The 22,243-nt window shown below is 48.2% G+C and carries 21 protein-coding genes; 10 read left to right on the forward strand and 11 right to left on the reverse strand.

Annotated elements, in window-relative coordinates; genetic code table 11:
* Positions 1-144: 144 nt before the first annotated feature.
* A complete protein-coding gene (gene kefB, locus EDI29_RS19340) occupies positions 145-1,956 on the reverse strand; it encodes a glutathione-regulated potassium-efflux system protein KefB (RefSeq protein WP_137742170.1) in 1,812 nt (603 codons plus the stop codon).
* Between the two features lies 1 nt (position 1,957).
* Complete coding sequence (gene kefG / locus EDI29_RS19345) at positions 1,958-2,509, reverse strand: glutathione-regulated potassium-efflux system ancillary protein KefG (RefSeq protein WP_167494537.1); 552 nt, start codon at positions 2,507-2,509, stop codon at positions 1,958-1,960.
* 125 nt (positions 2,510-2,634) lie between these two features.
* Between kefG and EDI29_RS19350 the strand changes: the two genes are divergently transcribed.
* The gene (locus tag EDI29_RS19350) at positions 2,635-4,542 is read left to right on the forward strand and encodes an ABC transporter ATP-binding protein (RefSeq protein ID WP_137742171.1); all 1,908 of its coding nucleotides are present in this window, start codon (positions 2,635-2,637) and stop codon (positions 4,540-4,542) included.
* Positions 4,543-4,614: 72 nt separating this feature from the next.
* Here the strand turns inward: EDI29_RS19350 and EDI29_RS19355 are convergent, their stop codons facing one another.
* A complete protein-coding gene (locus tag EDI29_RS19355; RefSeq protein ID WP_005969536.1) occupies positions 4,615-5,217 on the reverse strand; it encodes a LysE family translocator in 603 nt (200 codons plus the stop codon).
* Between the two features lie 106 nt (positions 5,218-5,323).
* Here EDI29_RS19355 and EDI29_RS19360 point away from each other — a divergent pair, with 106 nt between their 5' ends.
* From EDI29_RS19360 to EDI29_RS19370, 3 genes are all read left to right on the forward strand, one after another.
* Positions 5,324-6,340 (forward strand): hydrolase, encoded by a 1,017-nt coding sequence (locus EDI29_RS19360; RefSeq protein ID WP_137742172.1) that lies wholly within the window; start codon positions 5,324-5,326, stop codon positions 6,338-6,340.
* 1 nt (position 6,341) lies between these two features.
* A complete protein-coding gene (locus EDI29_RS19365; protein ID WP_048262706.1) occupies positions 6,342-6,578 on the forward strand; it encodes a YheU family protein in 237 nt (78 codons plus the stop codon).
* A gap of 124 nt (positions 6,579-6,702) precedes the next feature.
* Positions 6,703-7,572 (forward strand): phosphoribulokinase, encoded by an 870-nt coding sequence (locus tag EDI29_RS19370; protein WP_137742173.1) that lies wholly within the window; start codon positions 6,703-6,705, stop codon positions 7,570-7,572.
* A 40-nt stretch (positions 7,573-7,612) separates the two neighbouring features.
* Here the strand turns inward: EDI29_RS19370 and EDI29_RS19375 are convergent, their stop codons facing one another.
* Complete coding sequence (locus tag EDI29_RS19375; RefSeq protein ID WP_137742174.1) at positions 7,613-8,020, reverse strand: OsmC family protein; 408 nt, start codon at positions 8,018-8,020, stop codon at positions 7,613-7,615.
* Between the two features lie 377 nt (positions 8,021-8,397).
* On the opposite strand from EDI29_RS19375, the gene crp reads away from it, so the two are divergent.
* Complete coding sequence (gene crp, locus EDI29_RS19380; protein WP_004090925.1) at positions 8,398-9,030, forward strand: cAMP-activated global transcriptional regulator CRP; 633 nt, start codon at positions 8,398-8,400, stop codon at positions 9,028-9,030.
* Positions 9,031-9,184: 154 nt separating this feature from the next.
* Here the strand turns inward: crp and argD are convergent, their stop codons facing one another.
* The 6 genes from argD to EDI29_RS19410 all read right to left on the reverse strand — a co-directional run bounded on the left by argD (position 9,185) and on the right by EDI29_RS19410 (position 13,323).
* Positions 9,185-10,411 carry a bifunctional acetylornithine/succinyldiaminopimelate transaminase gene (gene argD / locus EDI29_RS19385; RefSeq protein ID WP_137742175.1) on the reverse strand — a complete coding sequence of 409 codons (1,227 nt, stop codon included), beginning with the start codon at positions 10,409-10,411 and terminating at the stop codon, positions 9,185-9,187.
* 120 nt (positions 10,412-10,531) lie between these two features.
* Positions 10,532-11,107 carry an aminodeoxychorismate synthase component II gene (locus EDI29_RS19390; RefSeq protein ID WP_137742176.1) on the reverse strand — a complete coding sequence of 192 codons (576 nt, stop codon included), beginning with the start codon at positions 11,105-11,107 and terminating at the stop codon, positions 10,532-10,534.
* 278 nt (positions 11,108-11,385) lie between these two features.
* Positions 11,386-12,060, reverse strand: coding sequence for a hypothetical protein (locus EDI29_RS19395; RefSeq protein WP_137742177.1), 675 nt, complete (start codon positions 12,058-12,060; stop codon positions 11,386-11,388).
* A gap of 12 nt (positions 12,061-12,072) precedes the next feature.
* Positions 12,073-12,369, reverse strand: a complete 297-nt coding sequence (locus EDI29_RS19400; RefSeq protein ID WP_137742178.1) for a 2Fe-2S iron-sulfur cluster-binding protein — start codon at positions 12,367-12,369, stop codon at positions 12,073-12,075.
* Between the two features lie 129 nt (positions 12,370-12,498).
* Positions 12,499-12,834: a hypothetical protein gene (locus EDI29_RS19405; protein WP_137742179.1), complete on the reverse strand. Its 336-nt coding sequence runs from the start codon at positions 12,832-12,834 to the stop codon at positions 12,499-12,501.
* A 237-nt stretch (positions 12,835-13,071) separates the two neighbouring features.
* A complete protein-coding gene (locus EDI29_RS19410) occupies positions 13,072-13,323 on the reverse strand; it encodes a hypothetical protein (RefSeq protein WP_137742180.1) in 252 nt (83 codons plus the stop codon).
* An 827-nt stretch (positions 13,324-14,150) separates the two neighbouring features.
* Here EDI29_RS19410 and pelA point away from each other — a divergent pair.
* The 4 genes from pelA to pelZ all read left to right on the forward strand — a co-directional run bounded on the left by pelA (position 14,151) and on the right by pelZ (position 20,141).
* Positions 14,151-15,275 carry a pectate lyase PelA gene (gene pelA, locus EDI29_RS19415; protein WP_137742181.1) on the forward strand — a complete coding sequence of 375 codons (1,125 nt, stop codon included), beginning with the start codon at positions 14,151-14,153 and terminating at the stop codon, positions 15,273-15,275.
* 543 nt (positions 15,276-15,818) lie between these two features.
* Positions 15,819-16,943 (forward strand): pectate lyase PelB, encoded by a 1,125-nt coding sequence (gene pelB, locus EDI29_RS19420; RefSeq protein ID WP_137742182.1) that lies wholly within the window; start codon positions 15,819-15,821, stop codon positions 16,941-16,943.
* A gap of 633 nt (positions 16,944-17,576) precedes the next feature.
* Positions 17,577-18,701: a pectate lyase PelC gene (pelC, locus tag EDI29_RS19425; protein ID WP_137742183.1), complete on the forward strand. Its 1,125-nt coding sequence runs from the start codon at positions 17,577-17,579 to the stop codon at positions 18,699-18,701.
* A 162-nt stretch (positions 18,702-18,863) separates the two neighbouring features.
* Positions 18,864-20,141 (forward strand): pectate lyase PelZ, encoded by a 1,278-nt coding sequence (gene pelZ, locus EDI29_RS19430; RefSeq protein ID WP_137742184.1) that lies wholly within the window; start codon positions 18,864-18,866, stop codon positions 20,139-20,141.
* An 84-nt stretch (positions 20,142-20,225) separates the two neighbouring features.
* On the opposite strand, the gene ppiA is transcribed toward pelZ, so the two are convergent.
* Entirely contained in the window at positions 20,226-20,795 is a 570-nt protein-coding gene (gene ppiA, locus EDI29_RS19435) for a peptidylprolyl isomerase A (protein ID WP_137742185.1), read from the reverse strand.
* 466 nt (positions 20,796-21,261) lie between these two features.
* On the opposite strand from ppiA, the gene EDI29_RS19440 reads away from it, so the two are divergent.
* Positions 21,262-22,224 (forward strand): IS110 family RNA-guided transposase, encoded by a 963-nt coding sequence (locus EDI29_RS19440; protein ID WP_137742186.1) that lies wholly within the window; start codon positions 21,262-21,264, stop codon positions 22,222-22,224.
* Positions 22,225-22,243: the final 19 nt, after the last annotated feature.

The raw sequence follows: 22,243 nt of genomic DNA on the forward strand, positions 1-22,243 counted from the left end.
ACCGGAGCGTACACGTAGTACGTGAGGATTTATTCGCTTCGCTCACCCTACGGGCCGCCCCAAGAGGCGTTCAAACGCAATTGCGTTTGTGCGAGCACTGCCCAGGTTCAAAATGGCAAGTAAAATAGCCTAGAGAATAGGTTCTTACTCGTCGTCCTCATCCCACACGCTGGGTCGACGACGCTCGCGCAGCATTTCCCGCTGGAAAATATCCTCCAGCTCACGACGCGCCTCTTTCACACGGGAGATTTGTGCAACATCTCCTGTCAGTTGCGGCATCAGTTCACGTAGCATACGCATATCAAGACGCCGGAAGTGCTGCTGTGCGCGCATCGCCTGATGGGGATGCATGCCGAGTGTTACCAGTGTTTTCCGCCCCAGTTCCAACGCACTGGAAAAGGTTTCACGTGAGAAATGCCTCACGCCCGTCTGCAACAGTTCATGGGCTTCAACACGCCCACGCGCCCGCGCCAGAATCTCCAGATTCGGAAAATGCTGTTGGCACAGGTGTACAATTTCCATCGTATCTTCCGGCGTATTACAGGTAATCACAATCGAACGTGCTTTGTCCGCACCTGCCGAACGCAGCAGTTCCAGCTCCGTGGCATCGCCATAATAAACCTTATAGCCATAACTGCGCATCAGGCTGACGGCGCTGATATCCCGCTCAAGAACCGTAATCCGCATTTTGTTCGCCATTAATAAACGACTGATCACCTGCCCGAAACGTCCGAAACCCACCACAATCACCTGCGGTTCATCATCCTCGACATAGGGTTTCTCATCCGGTACATCCTGCACGTTATAGCGACGCGCCAGAATGCGGTCGATCGCCTGCATCAGCAGCGGTGTCGTCATCATCGATAGCGTCACCGTCACAAGCAGCAGCGGCAGTTGCTCACCTTTCAATACGTTGAATGAAGCCGCGGCAGAAAACAGCACGAAAGCAAACTCGCCGCCTTGACTCAGCACGCCAGCAAACTGCAAGCGCTCGGAGCGGCGCATTCGGTTAACCCGCGCGAGGAAATAAAGTACAGCCGCTTTCACCGCCACCAGCACCAACACCGCAACCATAATTTTCACGATGTGGGTGTAGAGAATCCCGAGATTCAGCGCCATTCCTACAGAGATAAAGAACAGGCCTAATAACAAACCTTTGAACGGTTCAATCGCGATTTCCAACTCATGCCGGTATTCGCTTTCCGCCAGCAGAATCCCGGCGATAAAGGTGCCTAACGCCATGGAAAGCCCTAATGCTTCCATAAACAGCGCAGAGCCGAGCACCAGCAACAACGCTGCGGCAGTGAATACTTCGCGCACGCCGGATGCCGCAATAAAACGGAACAGCGGACGTACCAGATAGCGGCCACCGATTAACATACCGAGAAACGCGGCGACCTTCAGGCCAATCCGCTCCCAATCGCCGAAATCACCCTGCACACCAGCCAGAATGGGAATCAGCGCCAGCGCAGGAATCACCGCCAAATCCTGAAACAGTAGGACAGAAAAACCAAGTTGGCCGGACTCGCTGCGGTTCATGCCTTTCTCACGCATCAGTTGCAGCGCCATGGCCGTTGACGACATCGCCAGCCCCACGCCACCAATCAACGCGGACTGCCACGAGAAGTCCGTCAGATACAAGGCTCCGCCTAAAATCAGCGCACTCAGGCCAACCTGAGCCGCCCCCACGCCGAAGATTGAACGACGCAGCGTCCAGAGCTTGGAGGGATTCAGTTCCAGACCGATGATGAACATCAGGAAAACGACACCCAGCTCCGAGAAATGCAGGATGGCGTCCACATCGCGAATAAAGCCGAGTCCCCAAGGGCCAATGGCGATCCCGGCGATCAAATAGCCCAATACGGCACCAATTCCTAATCGGGCAGCGATCGGTACAGCTACTACCGCCACAAACAAAAACAAGACTCCGGCGGTCAGTAGCGCGGAACTCTCCATATTAGCGTTCCTCTTCAGATAAAGGGGAGGATAGCCATTCGCCGTAGGCTCTGGCGTAGCTCGATAACACGTCGGGCTGTAAACGACGCGCCCAGTAAACAATCATCGGGCGCATCCAATGCATACGACACATGCCGGCTGTCAGCTCAAACGGACGTAACAAATCATCCATGGGGTAACGGTTGTTGCCATCAGCATGGTAAGCATCTTCCGGTTCACCGGTCGTAATCACTGAACGCCAGTATTTCCCCGCCAGCGCATTGCCACCAATCCCATTGGCAAAACCACGGGATAACACCCTATCGAGCCACTCTTTCAGTAACGCTGGGCAGCTATAAGTATAAAACGGGTGTTGGAAAACAATGATCTGATGCTCACGCAGCAGCTGTTGTTCGTGATGAATATCGATAAAAAAATCAGGATAGTGTGCGTAAAGATCGTGCACGGTTACATTCGCCAACTGCTGCGCCGGTTGCAATAAGACCCGGTTCGCGACCGAGTCCTGTGGTTCCGGATGGGCATACAGCAGCAAAATCTTCGGTGGCTGCGACATCATTCCCCTCCAAAGCGTCGTCATGATAATCGTTTTCCGTTACCATGCAGCGCAACGACTAAAAACAGGACACCGCGTGTCCTGATATGTCCACAATTTAACATACTCTGAACATACGGCGCTTTATGATTGTTTTCTCTTCGCTGCAAATTCGACGTGGTGTGCGCGTTCTCATCGACAACGCGACAGCAACGGTTAATCCCGGCCAGAAAGTCGGTCTGGTTGGCAAGAACGGCTGTGGTAAATCTACGCTGCTGTCATTACTGAAAGGTGAAATCAGCGCCGACGGTGGTAGCGCGACATTTCCGCAAAATTGGTCATTGGCCTGGGTTAATCAGGAAACCCCCGCGTTGGACAAACCCGCGCTGGACTACGTGATTGACGGTGACCGTGAGTATCGCCAGTTGGAAGCCGCGTTGCAAACCGCCAACGAAGAGAACGACGGCAACGCCATTGCCACGCTACACGGCAAGCTGGATGCGATTCAGGCCTGGACGATCCAGGCCAGGGCGTCAAGCCTGCTCAATGGGTTAGGGTTTTCTCAGCCACAGTTGCAGCAGCCTGTCAGCGCCTTTTCCGGTGGGTGGCGGATGCGTCTGAATCTGGCGCAGGCGCTGATCTGTCGTTCAGACCTGTTACTACTAGATGAACCAACCAACCACCTCGATCTGGATGCGGTTATCTGGCTGGAAAAATGGCTAAAAAACTATGCCGGCACGCTGGTTCTGATCTCGCACGACCGTGATTTCCTCGATCCGGTAGTGACCAAGATTCTGCACATCGAGCAGCAGTCGCTTAACGAGTACACGGGTAACTATTCTTCGTTTGAACGCCAACGCGCCACCCGCCTCGCACAGCAACAATCGCTTTATGAGCACCAGCAGGAGCGTGTCGCGCATCTGCAACACTATATTGACCGATTCCGTGCGCAAGCGACCAAAGCCAAGCAGGCGCAAAGCCGGATAAAAATGCTGGAACGCATGGAGATGATTGCGCCAGCGCATGTCGATAACCCGTTCCGCTTTAGCTTTCGCGCCCCGGAATCGCTGCCCAATCCACTGATGAAGATGGAAAAGGTCAGCGCAGGCTACAACGACAAGCTGATTCTCGAATCGATCAAACTCAATTTAGTGCCGGGTTCTCGCATCGGGCTGCTCGGCCATAACGGCGCAGGTAAATCTACGCTGATCAAGCTGCTTGCTGGCACGCTTGCCCCGCTGAAAGGAGAAATCGGGCTGGCGAAAGGCGTGAAGCTCGGTTATTTCGCCCAGCACCAGTTGGAGTTTCTGCGTGCGGACGAATCGCCTTTGCAACATTTGGTGCGTCTGGCAGAGCGGGAAACGGAACAACAGCTGCGCGACTACCTCGGTGGCTTCGGTTTTCAGGGCGACAAAGTCACGGAGATCACCGAGCGCTTCTCCGGCGGCGAAAAAGCCCGTCTGGTACTGGCACTGATCGTCTGGCAGCGCCCGAACCTCCTGTTGCTCGACGAACCGACCAACCACCTCGATCTGGATATGCGTCAGGCATTGACCGAAGCGTTAATCGATTTTGAAGGCGCGCTGGTTGTCGTCTCGCACGATCGACACCTGATCCGTTCTACCACCGACGATCTCTATCTGGTACACGACCAGAAAGTGGAACCGTTCGATGGCGATTTGGAAGACTACCAACAGTGGCTGGTCGGCCTGCAACGTCAGGAAAACGCGGCCGATGAAACACCAAAAGAGAATGCCGCCAACAGCGCACAAGGTAGAAAAGATCAGAAACGCCGCGAAGCCGAGTTGAGAACGCAAACGCAGCCGCTGCGCAAACAGATAACCAAGCTTGAGCAGCAGATGGGAAAGCTAGGGGAAACGCTGGCGGCGCTGGAAGCCCGGCTAGCGGACAGCGCCATCTATGACATCAGCCGCAAGGCCGAACTCACCGACTGCCTGCAACAACAAACCAAAGTCAAAATCGAGCTGGAAGAAACGGAAATGTCCTGGCTGGACGCACAAGAACAGCTAGAGCAGATGATGCAGAGCGAGTAATTTTGGTATTTCTCGCCTGAAAGGAGTCGCGAGCGGAAAACCGCTCGCTACTTCACCTGAACCAAATCAGCATTAATGCCAAATCAACAGCACACAGGCGGCGGTCAGCAGCCCCATTGACACGTTGAAGATAATCCACGCTTTTTTACTGCGCAGCAGTCGCCCAATCATCGTGCCGAACCCAAGCCAGATGACTCCCGAAACCAGATTGACCAACACAATCCCGATGCTTATCGCAATCACCGAATGGTTATAGCCTTCGCCCGCCAGGCTAAAACTAGCAACCGCACCCAGTGCCATGAGCCACGCTTTCGGGTTCAGGAATTGCAACAACCACCCTTGATAAAGTCGGATCGGCTGAGGCGGCGCAACGGATGTCTCCAACCGCTCGTAAGCCGCCGTGGCGATTTTCCACGCCAGCCAAAGCAGATAGGCACTACCGAGGACTTTCAGAATAAAGTGCAGCGAAGGATAAATCAGAATCAAGCCGCCGACGCCGAATGCTACCAGCAGCAAAATGCTCTGCATCCCCAACATGATGCCAACCATCAACCACAGTGAACGCATAAAGCCAAAATTCGCGCCCGAAGTGGTCAACAGCATATTATTCGGCCCCGGTGTAATAGCCGCCACCCACAAAAACCCCAACATCGAAAGAAATAAACTCAGTTCCATTATTTGTGGGCGCTCCTGACCCAAATGTCGTACCAACTGGCAGCATTGAAGCTAACAGTGTGATATTGATCGTACAAGAGCCGACAACAAGATTTTCATATCCTTTATGCATGACCATTTTCATCCGCTAAGCGGTGCGCATAATCCACATCTGCAAACGCTATTACCGCGCCTGATTCGCCGTCACGCGCAGTTTTCGCCAGTCTGGCAGGCGCTCGAATTACCCGACGGCGATTTCGTCGATCTGGCATGGAGCGAAGCGCCCGAGCAGGCACGGCATAAACCGCGTGTGGTGCTGTTTCACGGATTGGAGGGCAGTTTCCACAGCCCTTACGCTCACGGCCTGCTTCATGCCTGCAAACAGCGCGGCTGGCTGACCGTCATCATGCATTTTCGCGGGTGCAGCGGTAAGCCCAATCGGATGAAGCGTATTTATCATTCCGGCGAAACCAGCGATGCCAGCTATTTTCTGCGCTGGATGCAAGAAACGCTGGGCGATGCGCCAACCGCTGCCATCGGCGTTTCTCTCGGCGGCAACATGCTAGCCTACCTACTCGGTCAGCAGGGTGAAGCCTGTTCCCTGTCCGCTGCGGCCATCGTTTCCGCGCCATTGATGCTCGAACCTTGCAGCCGTCGGATGGAACAGGGTTTCTCCCGCGTCTATCAGCACTACCTACTACGCCTGTTGAAACAAAACGCTGGCCGCAAGCTGGCAGCCTACCCAGATACACTGCCGATTCAGTTGCCGCAGTTGAAGCGAATCCGCCAGCTACGCGAGTTTGATGACGTCATTACCTCACGTATCCACGGCTTCCACGATGCCGCTGACTACTATCGACGCTGTAGCGCCCTGCCGCTGTTACCTCAAATACGTAAGCCGTTGCTGATCATCCACGCAAAAGACGATCCTTTTATGACGTCAGACGTCATTCCCGATCTGTCGCAGTTACCGTCTAATATTGAGTATCAGCTAACACAACACGGCGGGCATGTTGGCTTCGTGAGTGGTACGTTATTGAAACCGGAAATGTGGCTGGAACAGCGCATTCCCAACTGGCTTAGCCCATTTTTGGACCATGCCGCCGATCCTTCTTCAGGAACCACTTTTACTCAGGAACCCTAGCGTGATTATTCCCTGGCAACAGCTCGATCCAGAAACGCTGGATAACATCATCGAATCATTTGTGCTGCGTGAAGGCACCGATTATGGCGAACAGGAGCGTTCGCTGGCGCAGAAAGTGGAAGATATCCGTAGTCAGCTCCAATCTGGCGAGGTCGTTTTGGTGTGGTCTGAGTTGCATGAGACGCTAAATATTATGCCGCGCGGACAGCTCAATGCCGGTGGACATGCTCCTTATTGAGCATGGTGAAAGGCGTGAAAGAACACGCCAAACATGCTAACAATGGGAACCATTACGTCATTTTTGAGAATGTACGCAGGCTTTCAGCCTATGCGCGCATCGCGATCACGGAGTCACGCGCTTTATGTCACATCAGCATCCGATTATTGCGGTTACGGGCTCCAGCGGAGCGGGAACCACGACAACCAGCCTAGCCTTTCGTAAGATTTTCCAGCAGTTTGATCTACGAGCAGCCCAGTTAGAAGGCGACAGCTTTCACCGCTATACCCGCCCGGAAATGGACATGGCGATCCGCAAAGCGCGTGATTTAGGACGCCACATTAGCTATTTCGGCCCAGAAGCGAATGATTTCAGCCTGCTGGAACAATCGTTTATCGAATATGGCCTGCATGGTCGCGGCCAGACGCGTAAATACCTTCACACTTATGATGAAGCCATTCCTTATAATCAGGTTCCTGGAACATTCACACCGTGGGAACCGATGCCGGAACCCACCGATATCCTGTTCTACGAGGGGCTGCATGGTGGCGTGGTCACTGAACAAAACAACGTGGCGCAACATGTCGATTTGCTCGTCGGCGTCGTGCCGATCGTCAATCTGGAGTGGATTCAAAAGCTGATTCGTGACGTCAATGAACGCGGTCACTCACGTGAAGCAGTGATGGATTCCGTCGTCCGCTCCATGGAAGACTACATCACCTATATCACGCCGCAGTTTTCTCGCACACACATCAACTTCCAGCGCGTGCCTACCGTAGACACCTCTAACCCGTTTGCCGCCAAGTCGATTCCCTCACTGGATGAAAGCTTCGTCGTCATTCACTTTCAAGGGTTGGATAATATTGATTATCCCTATCTGCTCGCCATGTTGCAGGGGTCATTTATCTCCCACATCAATACGTTAGTCGTTCCCGGCGGAAAAATGGGGCTAGCAATGGAACTCATCATGGCACCGCTGGTACAGCGGCTGATAGAAGGGAAAGCCATCGAATAAGCGAAGCTGGGCACGGCGAGGTCGTGCCCAGAGAAAGGGATTATTCCAGCACTCTAATTTCGTGGCTGTGCGTCACCTCAACGGCTTTACCCAGCATCAAGGCCACAGAGCAGTATTTTTCCGCTGACAGGGCAACGGCTCGCTCTACGGCTTTGTCAGTCAGCCCTTTTCCCGTCACGATAAAATGTAGATTGATATGGGTAAATAAGCGCGGCGCTTCAGAGCGGCGCTCCGAGGTTAATTTCACCTCACAATCTGCCACGTCGTTGCGACCTTTTTGCAGAATCGACACCACATCAATCGCACTGCATCCCCCTACGGACATCAACACCATTTCCATCGGACTGGGCGCTTTATCGCCGGAATTACCGTCCATCAATACCTGATGCCCTGATGCGGATTCGCCTAAAAACGTTAAGCCTTCAACCCATTTTACCCGAGCCTGCATGATGCCTCTCCACTAAAAATTTTTTGAAAATTTATACCGTTACTGTACAAAAACCAGCGTTAATCAGAGCTTTGTCATGCTGAAGCGAGACAACACAAGACACATCCTTAAAGCTGTGTTAAAACGAAAATAGAATAGACCTTTTCTGGACAAAGCCAGAAACGAAGAAGATGATGATGACGTAGCCAGACATACCCAGCCACGTTTACGGTGCACCAAGGTAGCAACCGAAAAATCAAGGGTACAGTGGTTCCAGTATATTCCCTGACGTCATTCTGACTAGACTGAATTTTATTTTTTTAGCAGTTAAACACGCCGTACAGGGAACTCTGACCCCTGTAATTTGCGCAGTGAATTACAACAGAGGATGATAGCGAATGGTTCTCGGCAAACCGCAGACAGACCCAACTCTCGAATGGTTCCTTTCCCATTGTCATATCCACAAGTATCCATCGAAGAGCACGCTGATTCACCAAGGTGAAAAAGCAGAAACGCTTTACTACATCGTGAAAGGCTCTGTCGCAGTGCTAATCAAAGATGAAGAAGGCAAGGAAATGATTCTTTCCTACCTCAATCAGGGCGATTTTATTGGTGAGCTCGGCCTGTTTGAAGAAGGTCAGGAACGCAGTGCCTGGGTTCGGGCAAAAACCGCCTGTGAAGTGGCTGAAATTTCCTATAAAAAATTCCGCCAACTCATCCAGGTTAACCCGGATATCCTCATGCGCTTGTCTGCGCAAATGGCAAGCAGACTTCAGGTCACCTCTGAGAAAGTCGGCAACCTCGCCTTCCTTGATGTGACCGGCCGTATCGCCCAAACATTACTCAACCTGGCCAAACAACCTGATGCCATGACGCATCCAGATGGCATGCAAATTAAAATTACCCGTCAGGAAATTGGGCAAATCGTTGGCTGCTCACGTGAAACCGTGGGCCGCATTCTGAAAATGTTAGAAGACCAGAACCTGATCTCCGCGCACGGTAAAACGATTGTCGTTTACGGCACCCGCTAATCCCTGTCGCTGTACCCTACCAACAAAAAAGCGTGAAGCCTCTGCTTCACGCTTTTTTATGGCGAGCTTCCTGCTCGCCACCCTATGGACCGTCGCAAGCAACGTTGAAAAACGTTCTCTACGTTTTTTATCGCTGCGCTTTTGAGAACGTCACTCAGTTTCCTACGTTAACGACCTGCGCAACCGCGTTGGCGAACTTCTCCATTCCCTGCACAATATCGTCTTCATCAATAATCAACGATGGTACAAAACGGATCACGTTCGGTCCTGCCATCAAAACCATCAGCCCCTGCGCCGTTGCGGCAGCCAGGAACTCTCCCGCGCGGCCATGCCATTGCGGTTTCAGTTCTGCACCCAGCAGCAGCCCCATACCGCGAACCTGTTCGAATACGCCGTACTGCTGGTTAATTTTCTCAAGTTCACTGACAAAACGCTCGTGACGATCCGCTACGCCCGACAGTACTTCCGGCGTGTTGATGATATCCAGCGCAGCTTCCGCCACCGCACAAGCCAGCGGGTTGCCGCCATAAGTGGTGCCGTGTACCCCAACCGTCATAGCTGATGCGATCTCTTCTGTCGTCAGCATCGCGCTAATCGGGAAACCACCGCCCAATGCTTTAGCCGTTGTCAGGATGTCCGGCGTAATACCGTAGTGCATGTAGCTGAATAATTTACCGGTGCGTCCCATCCCACTCTGCACTTCATCAAATACCAGCAGCGCTTTATGTTGATCGCACAAGTCACGCACGCCCTGCAAAAATTCAGGCGTAGCGGGGGTAATTCCGCCTTCACCCTGAATCGGTTCCAGCACGACCGCACAGGTGTGATCGTCCATCACCGCTTTAACGGCAGCGAGATCGTTGAACGGAACATGCACGATATCGGCAGGCTTAGGCCCAAAACCATCGGCATATTTAGGTTGTCCGCCAACTGAAACGGTGAACAGCGTACGGCCATGGAATGCATTGTAGAAGGCGATGATCTTGGTTTTATACGGACTATGGCGTTTAACCGCATAATGACGTGCCAGCTTAAATGCAGCTTCGTTAGCCTCTGCACCAGAGTTAACAAAGAACACGCGATCGGCAAAAGTGGCATCGATCAGTTTGCTGGCGAGGCGTAGCGCAGGTTCATTCGTGAAAATATTGCTGGTATGCCACAGTTTTTCGCCCTGCTGCTGTAACGCATTAACCAGCGCCGGATGGCAGTGACCGAGCGCCGTGACCGCGATCCCACCGGAGAAATCGATATATTCTCGGCCATCCTGATCCCAGACGCGGCTCCCCTTACCTTTCACTGGTACAAACTTCGCGGGTGCATAAACCGGCAAAATAACCTTATCGTGGGTATCCCGTGTCACTGCTTTCTGCTCTGCTGCCATTTGCTGCCTCACTCTGCTGTCCATTACGTCAGAAATGAAAATATAGTCAATAAATATGCATAAAAAATCAATCACAGGCAATATTAAATCAGCCGATGAAGAGAATAACTTTCTATACGATTAAATTTTAAGGAAATTATCCAAAAGCTGATGTCCTTGCTGGCTGAGGATACTCTCAGGATGAAACTGTACGCCTTCCAGCGGCAACGAGCGGTGACGGATTCCCATAACCTCGTCACGCTTCCCTTCATATTCGCTCCAGGCGGTAACCTCAAAACAATCGGGTAGCGAAGCGGGATCAATGATGAGCGAATGATAGCGGGTAACCGTCAAAGGCTGAGCCAACCCGGTGAAAACACCCGTATTGTTGTGCACAATTGCTGAAGTTTTGCCATGCATCACCTGCCGCGCCCGCACCACCCGCGCGCCAAACGCTTGCCCCATCGCCTGATGACCAAGACACACGCCAAGAATAGGCAACTTATCAGCAAAGTGACGAATGGCAGCCAGTGAAATGCCCGCCTCGTCTGGCGTACAGGGGCCGGGTGAAATCACCAACCGCTCGGGCGCAAGCCGTTCAATCTCACGCAGTGTCAGTTCATCATTACGCTTCACCACGACCTGTGCGCCAAGCTCACAAAAGTATTGATAAAGGTTGTAGGTAAAGGAGTCGTAGTTATCGATAATTAGCAGCATATTGACTTAATGTTATGATAAATATTAGTTATTTAAATTAATCCTACTCTTGATATCCACAATAATACCCGAAAATTATGTCAATGCGTTTTTCATAGACACATGCAACGCTGATTATTGTATCTGTATGTGCAGCGAGAAGGATGGCGAGAGGTCGATCTTAGTTGCATCCAAAGGCGTGTTAGAGGGAAGGAAGCAGAGATTCCGAGTTAAAGGTGCAGAATCTCTACTTTAGTTAGATATTGATTAGATTAACAAGCGCGATCTATTAACGCTAGCTAAGCGTCATCCAAGATAAAGGTTATAGGCACCCGATAAAAACCATCAACAAAATCAGGTCGTAGTTCAGCAATTGAGGTGTCTGACTTTGCCCCATATAGCTCGATTGCTTTATCTGTCAGGGTAGTCGTTGTTACTGCTTCTTTCGCACTCGATTGGAATACACCGATCGAGGATAAATAATCCAACGGGAAATTAAACCGATAGACGCCAAATTTATTCCCATCTCTAATGACAATATCCATAGGATTCATCACCTTTTTTCCTTTTAACGACAATTTAGGAATGTAGGTGATGAACTCGACAGGTGTTTCATCTCTAATTTCGGCCCACGTTAGATTGCAACTCTCAGTCGCAGAAGCAAGCTTTCCTTTGGATTTGAAAGCATCAGAAAGGCATAACCCCACTTTGCTTCCGGTTAAAGCCTCCATCGTAGACTTACGGATAACATTAATAATAACTTTTACAGCACTCTGTTGTGTTGATTTAACAGAATTGCATTGACCTTTTTTAAATATAAACTTATCCAATCGTTCATTAATATCATTTACGTCATTAATTAACACTGCATTTATTACTATAGGTCGCTCGCCAGTTTCACTATTTACTCTATATGCCAAGCTACAAAGGCTGAATGCAACACCGGATAAAATAAAATTCCTTCTGCTAACCATTATTCAATCCTCTTACTCAACCAAATCAGCTTCAGCATGGGACATTATTGTCATATCTGATGTAGGATATGTTGTACAAGATAATATAAATGTTCCTCTCTGGGTTCCATCAAGGAAAGATTGATCGCTATCATCATAGCTTCCAAAGATCACCCGACATGCACATGAAGAACACGCCCCAGCCCGGCAACTGTAAGGAAGATCTACTCCGGCCTCTTCAGCAGCATCAAGTATATATTTATCATCAGGGCACATTATTTCTTGGGTACCGCCGCTGCAACTCAAAATCCGTATCTTGTATGAAGCCATGACTCATACCATCCTTTTAAATTTACTAATTGAATTTCTCAACAAAAGAATTAAAAAATTCATGAAAATGAATATAAAAAATTAACAAGATTATTTTTTAAAAGACAGTGACAAAAAACAATTTTAAAATTAGAAATCACACATCGCAACGCCACCTTTACATTGTGCAAGACAACTATGAAAGTTCGTACTTCCATAATCACCAGGCATATCTAATAGGTATGAACATTCAGCTATGCATCTATCGGTTAGGGTTCGTGAATATTTTTCCTCGACAATAATTTCATTCGATTTTTTATTTTTAACAATACAAATATTTTGATTTTGTGTCTGTATAAAATTTACTTTCCCATTAATAAGATAAATAGGAAGGGGTTTATCATCTGAACTGATCGCTTTACTAGAAAATAAAACAAACGACAAAATAAATGGAGATAATACCAGCAAGGTAGGGGATTTTAACATAACTCAATCCTTTAAAAGTATGCTAATTAATGTTTCTAATACTTGTACTTGGTTCTTTATATTCCAATAACCAAGATAATTTAGGCAACAAATCCATTACATTCATTGCCAAAATCTAATTAATACTAAAATAATGAGTAAGGAAATCAAGTTTTTTTTCTTTTCTCTATTATGCACCATTTAAAAACCAAAATAGCACGCTACAATAACAAAAAAGAAAAAATAACAACAAAAAAATTACACATCCGCATCCTTATTTACATAAACCGTGAAGCCATCTGGTTTTAAATCTGGATGGTCAATTGAAATATCATTTATAACCTTACCCGTTAACGTATAAATCAAGTGCCCGGCAACATGCCGACACTTTTCATATTCCTCCTGAGGCAAAGATCTTTTCAGCACGACTAATTCGGCTTTGATTTGCTCGATAAGAACAATTGATTTTTCAATTAAATTTTCTGCAATTTTTTTATCTGAGATGAACATCTTACGATCCTAGTAGCGTGTATGAAAATGGCTTTCATGCATTCTAATAATGCTACCTTTCGTAAACTTCATGGTCAAGAAAAATAATTTGTCAACAAAAAATATGTACGTAAAATATTTACACAGATAAACGACAGTCGCATATCAGTGTTCTCTCTTGTTTGACGCATCGCAGTGTCTGCCGATATATTCAAATATAAAATTTCTCAATCAATAGAGTGAAATAGGTTAGATAGATTTTTACTGAGTTAAAATATAAAGATAGCAAGATTATAATTACACAGATAACAAATTATTTATTTCTGTGAAAACTTCATAATTAATAGGTAATATTTATTACTATCCCCTATAGAAACGACTCTCCTGAAACTATTTTTAACAAAAAAAATAATAACTAAAAATCCCTCATGAATTAATTATGTTTTTTTAAATTGGCAGGCTATCCGACGGGACTTATCTTTCTCATCAATATTTATTTTTAACTTTTGACGGCGATCACAATTGCTATCGAGTGAATAAAGCCTAGAGATGAAACAGGTAAAAATAAAGAATAAAAATTCAAATAAAAACACAAAACATTGATTTAAATGAATTTAAATGGAAATTAGTTTCTATTTAAAAGTAGTAAACGCAAGTCAAGCCAACTCTCCTCTGTTATTTAATTAATATATTTATCGCCCCATCTTGTATTGTTTATTTTTTATGTTAACACTTAGCTCGGCTTTATAGACAAACCTTAATTTCATTTTTGTTGAAACAGCCTTTTTATTACACAGGGTGTGTAGTGATAAATACCCAGAAAAATTCTATGTCAAGGAGAGTACACAATGAAATACCTACTGCCTTCTGCAGCCGCTGGGCTGTTACTGCTTGCAGCCCAACCAACAATGGCAGCAAATACGGGAGGTTACGCCACCACTGACGGCGGCGACGTTTCCGGTGCTGTGAAAAAAACCGCACGCTCTCTGCAAGATATCGTCGATATCATTGAGGCAGCGAAAAAAGATTCAAACGGTAAAGCAGTCAAGGGGGGAGCCTACCCGCTCGTGATTACCTATAACGGTAATGAAGATGCACTGATCAAAGCCGCTGAAGCCAATATCTGTGGCCAATGGAGCAAAGATCCGCGCGGCGTAGAAATCAAAGAATTCACCAAAGGGATCACCATCCTCGGTACTAATGGATCTTCCGCTAACTTTGGGATCTGGGTGGTTAACTCTTCCAACGTTGTCGTACGTAATATGCGTTTCGGTTATATGCCGGGCGGCGCAAAAGATGGCGATGCAATCCGTATTGATAACTCACCGAACGTCTGGATCGATCACAACGAAATCTTCGCGAAGAACTTTGAATGTGCCGGTACGCCAGATAACGACACCACGTTTGAATCGGCTGTCGATATCAAGAAAGCCTCAACCAACGTCACGGTATCGTACAACTACATCCACGGCGTGAAAAAAGTAGGTTTAAGCGGTTCAAGCAACACGGATACGGGTCGTAATCTGACTTACCATCACAATATTTACAGCGATGTTAACTCACGTCTGCCGCTGCAACGTGGTGGTCAGGTGCATGCTTATAACAACCTGTATGACGGTATCAAAAGTTCAGGCTTTAACGTCCGCCAGAAAGGGATTGCCCTGATCGAAAGCAACTGGTTTGAAAATGCACTCAACCCAGTAACTGCACGTAATGACGATTCCAACTTCGGTACTTGGGAATTGCGTAACAACAACATCACCAGCCCGTCTGATTTTGCTAAATACAACATCACCTGGGGTAAACCGTCCACACCGCACATTAATGCAGATGACTGGAAAAGCACGGGCAAATTCCCTGCCGTCCCGTATAGCTATTCCCCTGTTTCCGCACAGTGCGTGAAGGATAAACTGGCGAACTATGCTGGCGTAGGGAAAAACCTGGCCGTATTGACAGCAGCCAACTGTAAATAAATGCGTTAAGCCCGGCGTATTCACTCTGCGCCGGGTTCTTCCTGAGCGAGCACTTTGGGCTCGCTCATTTTTCACAGCATATAGCACTTAATAATAATTATTTTTTAGCAAACTAAAATTCAATATAAAATCTATTCATGACAAAAAACTGAATACGCCCGTGATACTATATTCTGACTTAAGATAAATTATTACGCTAGTCACAGCGATCGTTACAAGAAAAGTAGCAACGTAATATCAAATAGATAAAGAAATTCAAACACGCCACCGTTCCATTAAAGCAATAACTCACTGATTTAAATTAATTTAAATGGAAAATATTTTTCTATAAAATCCAAATAATCCAACCATCGATATTACAAAATGTTTCCACCGTAATACATTTAACATTTCACCCTTGAAGTGTTGTTATTTTTTGACCACACTCCCCTTGGTTTTTCATCAAAATTGATATTCCTTTTTGTTGAAAAATATGTACCTGCTACATCGGGCATACGGAGCAATAAATGCCCATGAAAATTCTATTTCAAGGAGACAGTTATAATGAAATACCTATTGCCTACGGCAGCCACTGGATTGTTATTACTCGCTGCTCAGCCAGCGATGGCCGCCAATACGGGCGGCTATGCCACCACAGATGGTGGAGATGTTTCCGGCGCCGTAAAAAAAACTGCACGTTCTCTGCAAGAAATTGTGGATATCATTGAAGCCGCAAAAGTGGATTCAAAAGGCAAGAAAGTCAAAGGCGGCGCGTATCCGCTTATTATCACCTATAACGGTAATGAAGACTCACTGATCAACGCGGCCGAAAAAAATATCTGCGGTCAGTGGAGCAAAGCTCCACGCGGTGTGGAAATCAAAGAGTTCACCAAAGGGATCACTATTCAGGGCACCAATGGCTCATCCGCAAACTTCGGTATCTGGATTGTAAATTCATCTGACGTTGTTGTACGTAATATGCGCTTCGGCTATATGCCGGGTGGCGCAAAAGATGGTGATGCTATCCGTATTGATAACTCACCGAACGTCTGGATCGATCACAACGAGATCTTTGCCAAAAACTTTGAGTGTAAAGGCACGCCAGACAATGACACCACTTTTGAATCGGCCGTCGATATCAAGAAAGGGTCAACTAACGTCACGGTGTCCTACAACTACATTCATGGCATCAAAAAGGTGGGATTAAGCGGCGCGGGCGACTCAGATACGGGTCGTAACCTGACTTATCATCACAATATCTATCGCGATGTTAACTCACGTCTGCCTCTGCAGCGCGGTGGTCTGGTTCACGCGTACAACAACCTGTATGACGGCATCACCGGTTCAGGCTTTAACGTGCGTCAAAAAGGGATCGCGTTGATTGAAAGCAACTGGTTCGAGAATGCGCTCAACCCAGTGACAGCACGTAACGACAGCTCCAACTTTGGTACCTGGGAGCTGCGTAACAACAACATCACAAAACCGGCAGACTTCTCCAAATACAAAATCACCTGGGGCAAACCGTCCTCTCCTCACATCAATGCGGATGACTGGAAGAGCACTGGTAAGTTCCCTGCCGTCTCCTATAAGTACACGCCAGTTTCTGCGCAGTGTGTGAAGGATAAACTGGCAAACTATGCTGGCGTAGGGAAAAACCTGGCAGTACTGACAGCAGCTAACTGTAAATAAACGCTATCGATTTACCCTTAGGCGAGCTCTTAGAGCTCGCTTATTTTTTTATGGAAGTCCATGCAAGAACATAGGTTAACCTCCCGAATAAATAAGCAACAAATTAACTACCATGCTAATTATTTAAATTAAAATCAGTTGAACTATCAATTAAAAAAACCATATTTAAATTAAGGATTAATCAACAAAGAAAATAATGACAGACCAACATGGGATAAATTAATAATTTGATCGGTATCAATTGCTTTTTAACACGCCCCTCTCAATGAGAGAATTTTCCTTATTTCTTGATGGTGTTCACAGTTATCACTCCTTTCAAACCACCCCGTTCAGAAAACAATAAAACAAAATATAATTTTATTTTTAATAAAAAACAAAGATGTATTGATTTTAGAAAAAATGAAAAAAATATTATCATTTAAAATAGGAACTTATTAATCATCGACATTTATTGTGTTATTCATCTGATAGATTCAATATCTAAATATTGAATTATTTTATTTTTATGATAACACTTAAGCGGGATTTCAATAAACCTTGATTTCACTTTTATTGAAACAACCCAATAATATAATCTGGGCTATGTGGATCATAAATACCCAAAAAAAATTCAATTCCAAGGAGAGTACCTGAATGAAATACCTACTGCCTTCTACAGCCGCTGGGCTGTTATTACTTGTGGCTCAGCCGACAATGGCGGCAAATACGGGGGGTTATGCTACCACTGACGGTGGTAATGTGGCTGGTGCCGTAAACAAAACTGCGCGTTCCATGCAGGATATCATTGATATTATCGAAGCGGCGAAGCTGGATTCCAAGGGTAAGAAAGTCAAAGGTGGAGCTTACCCGCTCGTGATTACCTATAACGGTAATGAAGATGCGCTGATCAAAGCTGCTGAGAACGATATTTGCGCTCAGTGGAAGAAAGACGCGCGCGGCGTGGAAATCAAAGAGTTTACCAAAGGCATTACCATCATCGGCACCAACGGTTCTTCCGCTAACTTCGGGATCTGGCTGACGAAATCATCCGATGTTGTCATCCGTAATATGCGTTTTGGCTACATGCCAGGTGGCGCGCAGGACGGTGATGCGATTCGTATCGATAACACGCCAAACGTTTGGATTGACCACAACGAAATCTTCGCGAAAAACTTTGAATGTGCAGGTACAAAAGACGGTGATACCACATTTGAATCGGCGATTGATATCAAGAAAGCGTCTACCAACGTGACAATTTCGTACAACTACATTCACGGCATCAAAAAAGTGGGGCTGAGCGGCTTCAGCAGCAGCGATACGGGCCGTGACCTGACTTACCATCACAATATTTACGACGATGTTAACGCTCGCCTCCCACTGCAACGTGGTGGTCAGGTTCATGCTTATAATAACCTGTATACCGGTATCACCAGCTCTGGCCTGAACGTGCGCCAGAAAGGGATTGCGCTGATCGAACGTAACTGGTTCGAAAATGCGAAAAACCCTGTGACCTCACGCTACGACGGTTCCAACTTCGGTACGTGGGAGTTGCGTAATAACAACGTCATGAGCCCAGCCGACTTCGCGAAATACAACATCACTTGGGACAAAGACACCAAGCCCTACGTGAATGCTGAAGACTGGAAAAGCACTGGCACGTTCGCTTCTGTGCCTTACAGCTATTCCCCGGTTTCAGCACAGTGCGTGAAGGACAAGCTGGCAAACTATGCTGGCGTGAACAAAAACCTTGCCGTACTGACAGCCGCAAATTGCAACTAGTCGAGAAGAGTCAATAAGCTGGCTTCAGGCTCCTACCCTCATTGTCCTGTGCTAACAGGAGCCGGTAAGCACGCTTAATGCCCGTCGATCACTCGTTCGGGCCGCATTTGAGCGAGCCCTAAAGGCTCGCTCATTTTTATCGTTAATATTCAAGGAAATGAAATGAAACGTTCTCTTCTGTTCGCCGCACTGTTCAGCACCAGTACAGTATTCAGTGTTGGCATACCGATGGCTAGCGCCGCCACACCAGCAGCACCAGAGTTGAAAGGATTCGGAACGGATACCGTGGCAGGCAGTGGTGGGCGCGTTATTCGCGTCACCACGCTGGCTTCTTCCGGGGCGGGCTCACTCAGGGAAGCACTAGCCGCCAAAGGGCCGCGGATTATCGTTTTCGAGGTTGGCGGTATCATCGACCTGAATAAAAGTGACCTTAGATTAAGCGAGCCGTTTGTCACCATCGCAGGTCAAACCGCCCCTTCCCCCGGTATCACGATTATTCGTGGCGGCATGGGTATTAGCACCCATGATGTGCTCATGCAGCATATTCGTTTTCGCATCGGCGATGCCGGTACGGGTAAGAAAAGCGGCTTTGAACGCGATGTTTCAATCAACGGCGCAAATGCTTACAACGTTGTCATCGATCACTCAAGTTTCGCGTGGGGTACAGACGAAAACCTGTCTATTTCTGGCCCACGCTATGACGGGCCGCAGGGCACCGCACACCGCATCACGCTCTCGAATAATATCGTTGCAGAAGGCCTATACGATTCGGCTCACACCAAAGGTATTCACTCGATGGGGACGCTGGTTCACGATAACGTGACCGACGTAGCGATCGTAGGCAACCTGTATGCGCACAACAACGAGCGTAACGCCTGGTTCAAAGCGGGTTCTACGGGCGTCATGGTTAATAACCTGATCTACAACCCCGGTATTTGGGGCGTTCGCGTCGGTGGCGTAAAAGGAGAGTGGGAAGGGAAAACCATGCCCGCCAGCCCACGCGTCTCCGTTGCGGGTAACGTGATGCACTACGGCGCGAATACCAAAGCAGGTTTAGGGCTGGTAGGCAGCAACAGCGCCGGCGATGTCTGGATGTCAGATAACCTCGCGTATGATGCCAAGGGCAAAGCCGCACCGCAAACGTCAGGCAGTGGGATTAACTTACTCAAAGTGTCCCCTATTTGGCCTGCGGGCTTAACGGCTTCACCGGCCAGCGCGGTCACCAATCAGGTACTCCAAAGCGCGGGCGCACGCCCCAAAGATCGTGATGCCGTCGATAAACGTATCGTAGACAATGTCAAACAGCGGAAAGGTAGCTTCGTGAACAGTCAGGAAGAGGTTGGCGGCTACCCCGTGGCAACAGCAACCTATCGTCAACTTAATGTACCAAGCACTGGCGTAGATGCCTGGCTACAGCAGATGGCAAAAGCGCTGGAATAACGCGCTAGCTGAGGCGTTAAGATCGCAAAAGGCCACTTTCGTGGCCTTTTATATTCTCGGTTCTTTGCTTATCTATCTCGCCAATCAGGGCAGCACTTTCGCTGACTGAATGACGATCGGTGTAGTCGGCACATTCTGGTAAGGTCCAACGTTTTTCGTTGGTACCTGAGAAATCTTATCCACGACGTCCATCCCCTTCACCACTTTACCAAATACGGCATAGCCAAAATCACGCTGGCCATGATCGAGGAAAGCGTTATCCGCGACGTTGATAAAAAACTGGCTCGTCGCGCTATCTTTGTCAGCGGTTCGCGCCATCGCGATAGTGCCACGCTGGTTACGCAGGCCGTTGTCAGCTTCATTCTTGATCGGCGCATTGGTCGCTTTTTGACTCATTTCGCCAGAAAAACCGCCGCCCTGCACCATAAAACCGGGGATCACACGATGAAATGTCGTCCCGTTATAGAAGCCATTGTTAACGTACTCGACGAAATTTTTTACCGAAACCGGCGCTTTTTGATTATCTAAAGACAGTTCGATATTGCCTGCGGACGTCGTTAACAACACATGAGTCGTGCCAGAGGCCGCAAAGGCTGGAGAAAATGCCGTCAGTGAAATAAGGGCTGCTGCCGCAACCAGAGTACGTTTGAACATGAGAATTCCTTTTTGAAGAGGCCGACTACAGAAAGCGTAATGATTGTAAGTATCCGCACTCTTCAGCGCTACCCATTTACCTTTTTTTACGTATAAAAGTCTGTTCGTAACCAACTGTGAACGAAAACCTGCATAAAAGACAAAAAAGGTCGCTTGCCCTAATGCCGATCGTTTACGCATCGAGATACACGGGGCGACCACAGGGGTGAGGCCTCCCTACGGGAACCTCCCCCTGTGTTTCCCCTTATATCTCGATCATTCTCCTCAGGGTATTATGATCCCCGACTGATCATCGGGAAGTCGCGGGTGAGATGGGGTTTCCCCTCGGGCTCACAGCCTGTGTTTTAGATTCATCCCCTGCGGCTTATTTCCCGCCAGCAAAGACCGGACGGTATCCTGTGCTTCGAGCACGCATCTGTAAGGAAGGTCATGGCGGTTCTCTGATATGTTCACAAGGAGAAAAGCAATGCATACACTCACGCCTGTCGGTATTGATGTCGCCTCACAGAAATTTGATGTAGCGGTCTGGAAAGGCGGCACATCCTACAAAACCAAAGTGTTCCCCAATACCCCTAAAGGTTTTAAAGCGCTGCAAACCTGGCTTGAGCCCTTTGGTGAATGTCATGTCTGCATGGAAGCGACCGGGGTTTACAGCGAGCCGCTGGCCACCTTCCTGAGTGATGCGGGTTATGTCGTCAGCGTGGAAAATCCGGCGCGTATTAAATCCTTCGGTCGCAGCGAGCTGAGCCGTAACAAAACGGACAAAGGCGATGCACGTATGATAGCGCGCTATTGCGGTCAGCACTCTCCGGTGGAATGGCAGCCGATCCCGCTGAATGAAAGAAAACTCAGGGCTCTGGTAAACCGCCTGAATAATCTGCTGGAGATGAAGCAGATGGAAGAAAATCGTCTGGAGACAGCGGATGCAGTGGTGCAGCCTTCCATCAGCGAAGTGATAGCCATGCTGGATGCCCAGTCAGAAGAGACACGGCGGGCAATAAACGACCATATCGATAATGACCCGGGGCTGAGGAAAAACAGGAAACTGCTGGAGTCGATCCCCGGGATAGCAGGTGTGCTGAGCAGTACGCTGCTGGCGTATCTGGGCGATATGTCGAGGTTCAGCAGCAGTAAGGCGGTGGTGGCGTGGACAGGGCTGAATCCGATGCAGCAGGAGTCAGGACAGTGGAAGGGAAAAAGTCGGATCTCGAAGATGGGTAACAGCATAATGCGCCGCTCACTGTATATGCCAGCGATAGTTGCGATGCAGTATAACCCGGCGGTAGCTGCGTTGAGAGAGCGGATGAATGCCCGTAATAAGTCAGGGAAAGTGGTGGTGTGTGCAGCAATGAAAAAGCTGCTGCAACTGGCTTACGGGGTGCTGAAATCGGGTCGTCCGTTCGATGCTGAGATATGTCTTGCCAGATAGCTGGCAAGACGGTATCTAA

The organism is Pectobacterium polonicum (assembly GCF_005497185.1).
Classification (GTDB): domain Bacteria; phylum Pseudomonadota; class Gammaproteobacteria; order Enterobacterales; family Enterobacteriaceae; genus Pectobacterium; species Pectobacterium polonicum.

What these genes read in the sequence shown, in the direction of transcription:
- EDI29_RS19400 (WP_137742178.1), bottom strand. Translation starts at nt 12,369, where the DNA reads ATGGCTTCATACAAGATACGGATTTTGAGTTGCAGCGGCGGTACCCAA.
- EDI29_RS19355 (WP_005969536.1), bottom strand. Translation starts at nt 5,217, where the DNA reads ATGGAACTGAGTTTATTTCTTTCGATGTTGGGGTTTTTGTGGGTGGCG.
- pelA (WP_137742181.1), top strand. Translation starts at nt 14,151, where the DNA reads ATGAAATACCTACTGCCTTCTGCAGCCGCTGGGCTGTTACTGCTTGCA.
- kefB (WP_137742170.1), bottom strand. Translation starts at nt 1,956, where the DNA reads ATGGAGAGTTCCGCGCTACTGACCGCCGGAGTCTTGTTTTTGTTTGTG.
- EDI29_RS19405 (WP_137742179.1), bottom strand. Translation starts at nt 12,834, where the DNA reads ATGTTAAAATCCCCTACCTTGCTGGTATTATCTCCATTTATTTTGTCG.
- EDI29_RS19370 (WP_137742173.1), top strand. Translation starts at nt 6,703, where the DNA reads ATGTCACATCAGCATCCGATTATTGCGGTTACGGGCTCCAGCGGAGCG.
- EDI29_RS19440 (WP_137742186.1), top strand. Translation starts at nt 21,262, where the DNA reads ATGCATACACTCACGCCTGTCGGTATTGATGTCGCCTCACAGAAATTT.
- pelZ (WP_137742184.1), top strand. Translation starts at nt 18,864, where the DNA reads ATGAAACGTTCTCTTCTGTTCGCCGCACTGTTCAGCACCAGTACAGTA.
- EDI29_RS19390 (WP_137742176.1), bottom strand. Translation starts at nt 11,107, where the DNA reads ATGCTGCTAATTATCGATAACTACGACTCCTTTACCTACAACCTTTAT.
- crp (WP_004090925.1), top strand. Translation starts at nt 8,398, where the DNA reads ATGGTTCTCGGCAAACCGCAGACAGACCCAACTCTCGAATGGTTCCTT.
- EDI29_RS19395 (WP_137742177.1), bottom strand. Translation starts at nt 12,060, where the DNA reads ATGGTTAGCAGAAGGAATTTTATTTTATCCGGTGTTGCATTCAGCCTT.
- ppiA (WP_137742185.1), bottom strand. Translation starts at nt 20,795, where the DNA reads ATGTTCAAACGTACTCTGGTTGCGGCAGCAGCCCTTATTTCACTGACG.
- kefG (WP_167494537.1), bottom strand. Translation starts at nt 2,509, where the DNA reads ATGTCGCAGCCACCGAAGATTTTGCTGCTGTATGCCCATCCGGAACCA.
- EDI29_RS19350 (WP_137742171.1), top strand. Translation starts at nt 2,635, where the DNA reads ATGATTGTTTTCTCTTCGCTGCAAATTCGACGTGGTGTGCGCGTTCTC.
- pelC (WP_137742183.1), top strand. Translation starts at nt 17,577, where the DNA reads ATGAAATACCTACTGCCTTCTACAGCCGCTGGGCTGTTATTACTTGTG.
- EDI29_RS19410 (WP_137742180.1), bottom strand. Translation starts at nt 13,323, where the DNA reads ATGTTCATCTCAGATAAAAAAATTGCAGAAAATTTAATTGAAAAATCA.
- EDI29_RS19360 (WP_137742172.1), top strand. Translation starts at nt 5,324, where the DNA reads ATGCATGACCATTTTCATCCGCTAAGCGGTGCGCATAATCCACATCTG.
- EDI29_RS19375 (WP_137742174.1), bottom strand. Translation starts at nt 8,020, where the DNA reads ATGCAGGCTCGGGTAAAATGGGTTGAAGGCTTAACGTTTTTAGGCGAA.
- pelB (WP_137742182.1), top strand. Translation starts at nt 15,819, where the DNA reads ATGAAATACCTATTGCCTACGGCAGCCACTGGATTGTTATTACTCGCT.
- argD (WP_137742175.1), bottom strand. Translation starts at nt 10,411, where the DNA reads ATGGCAGCAGAGCAGAAAGCAGTGACACGGGATACCCACGATAAGGTT.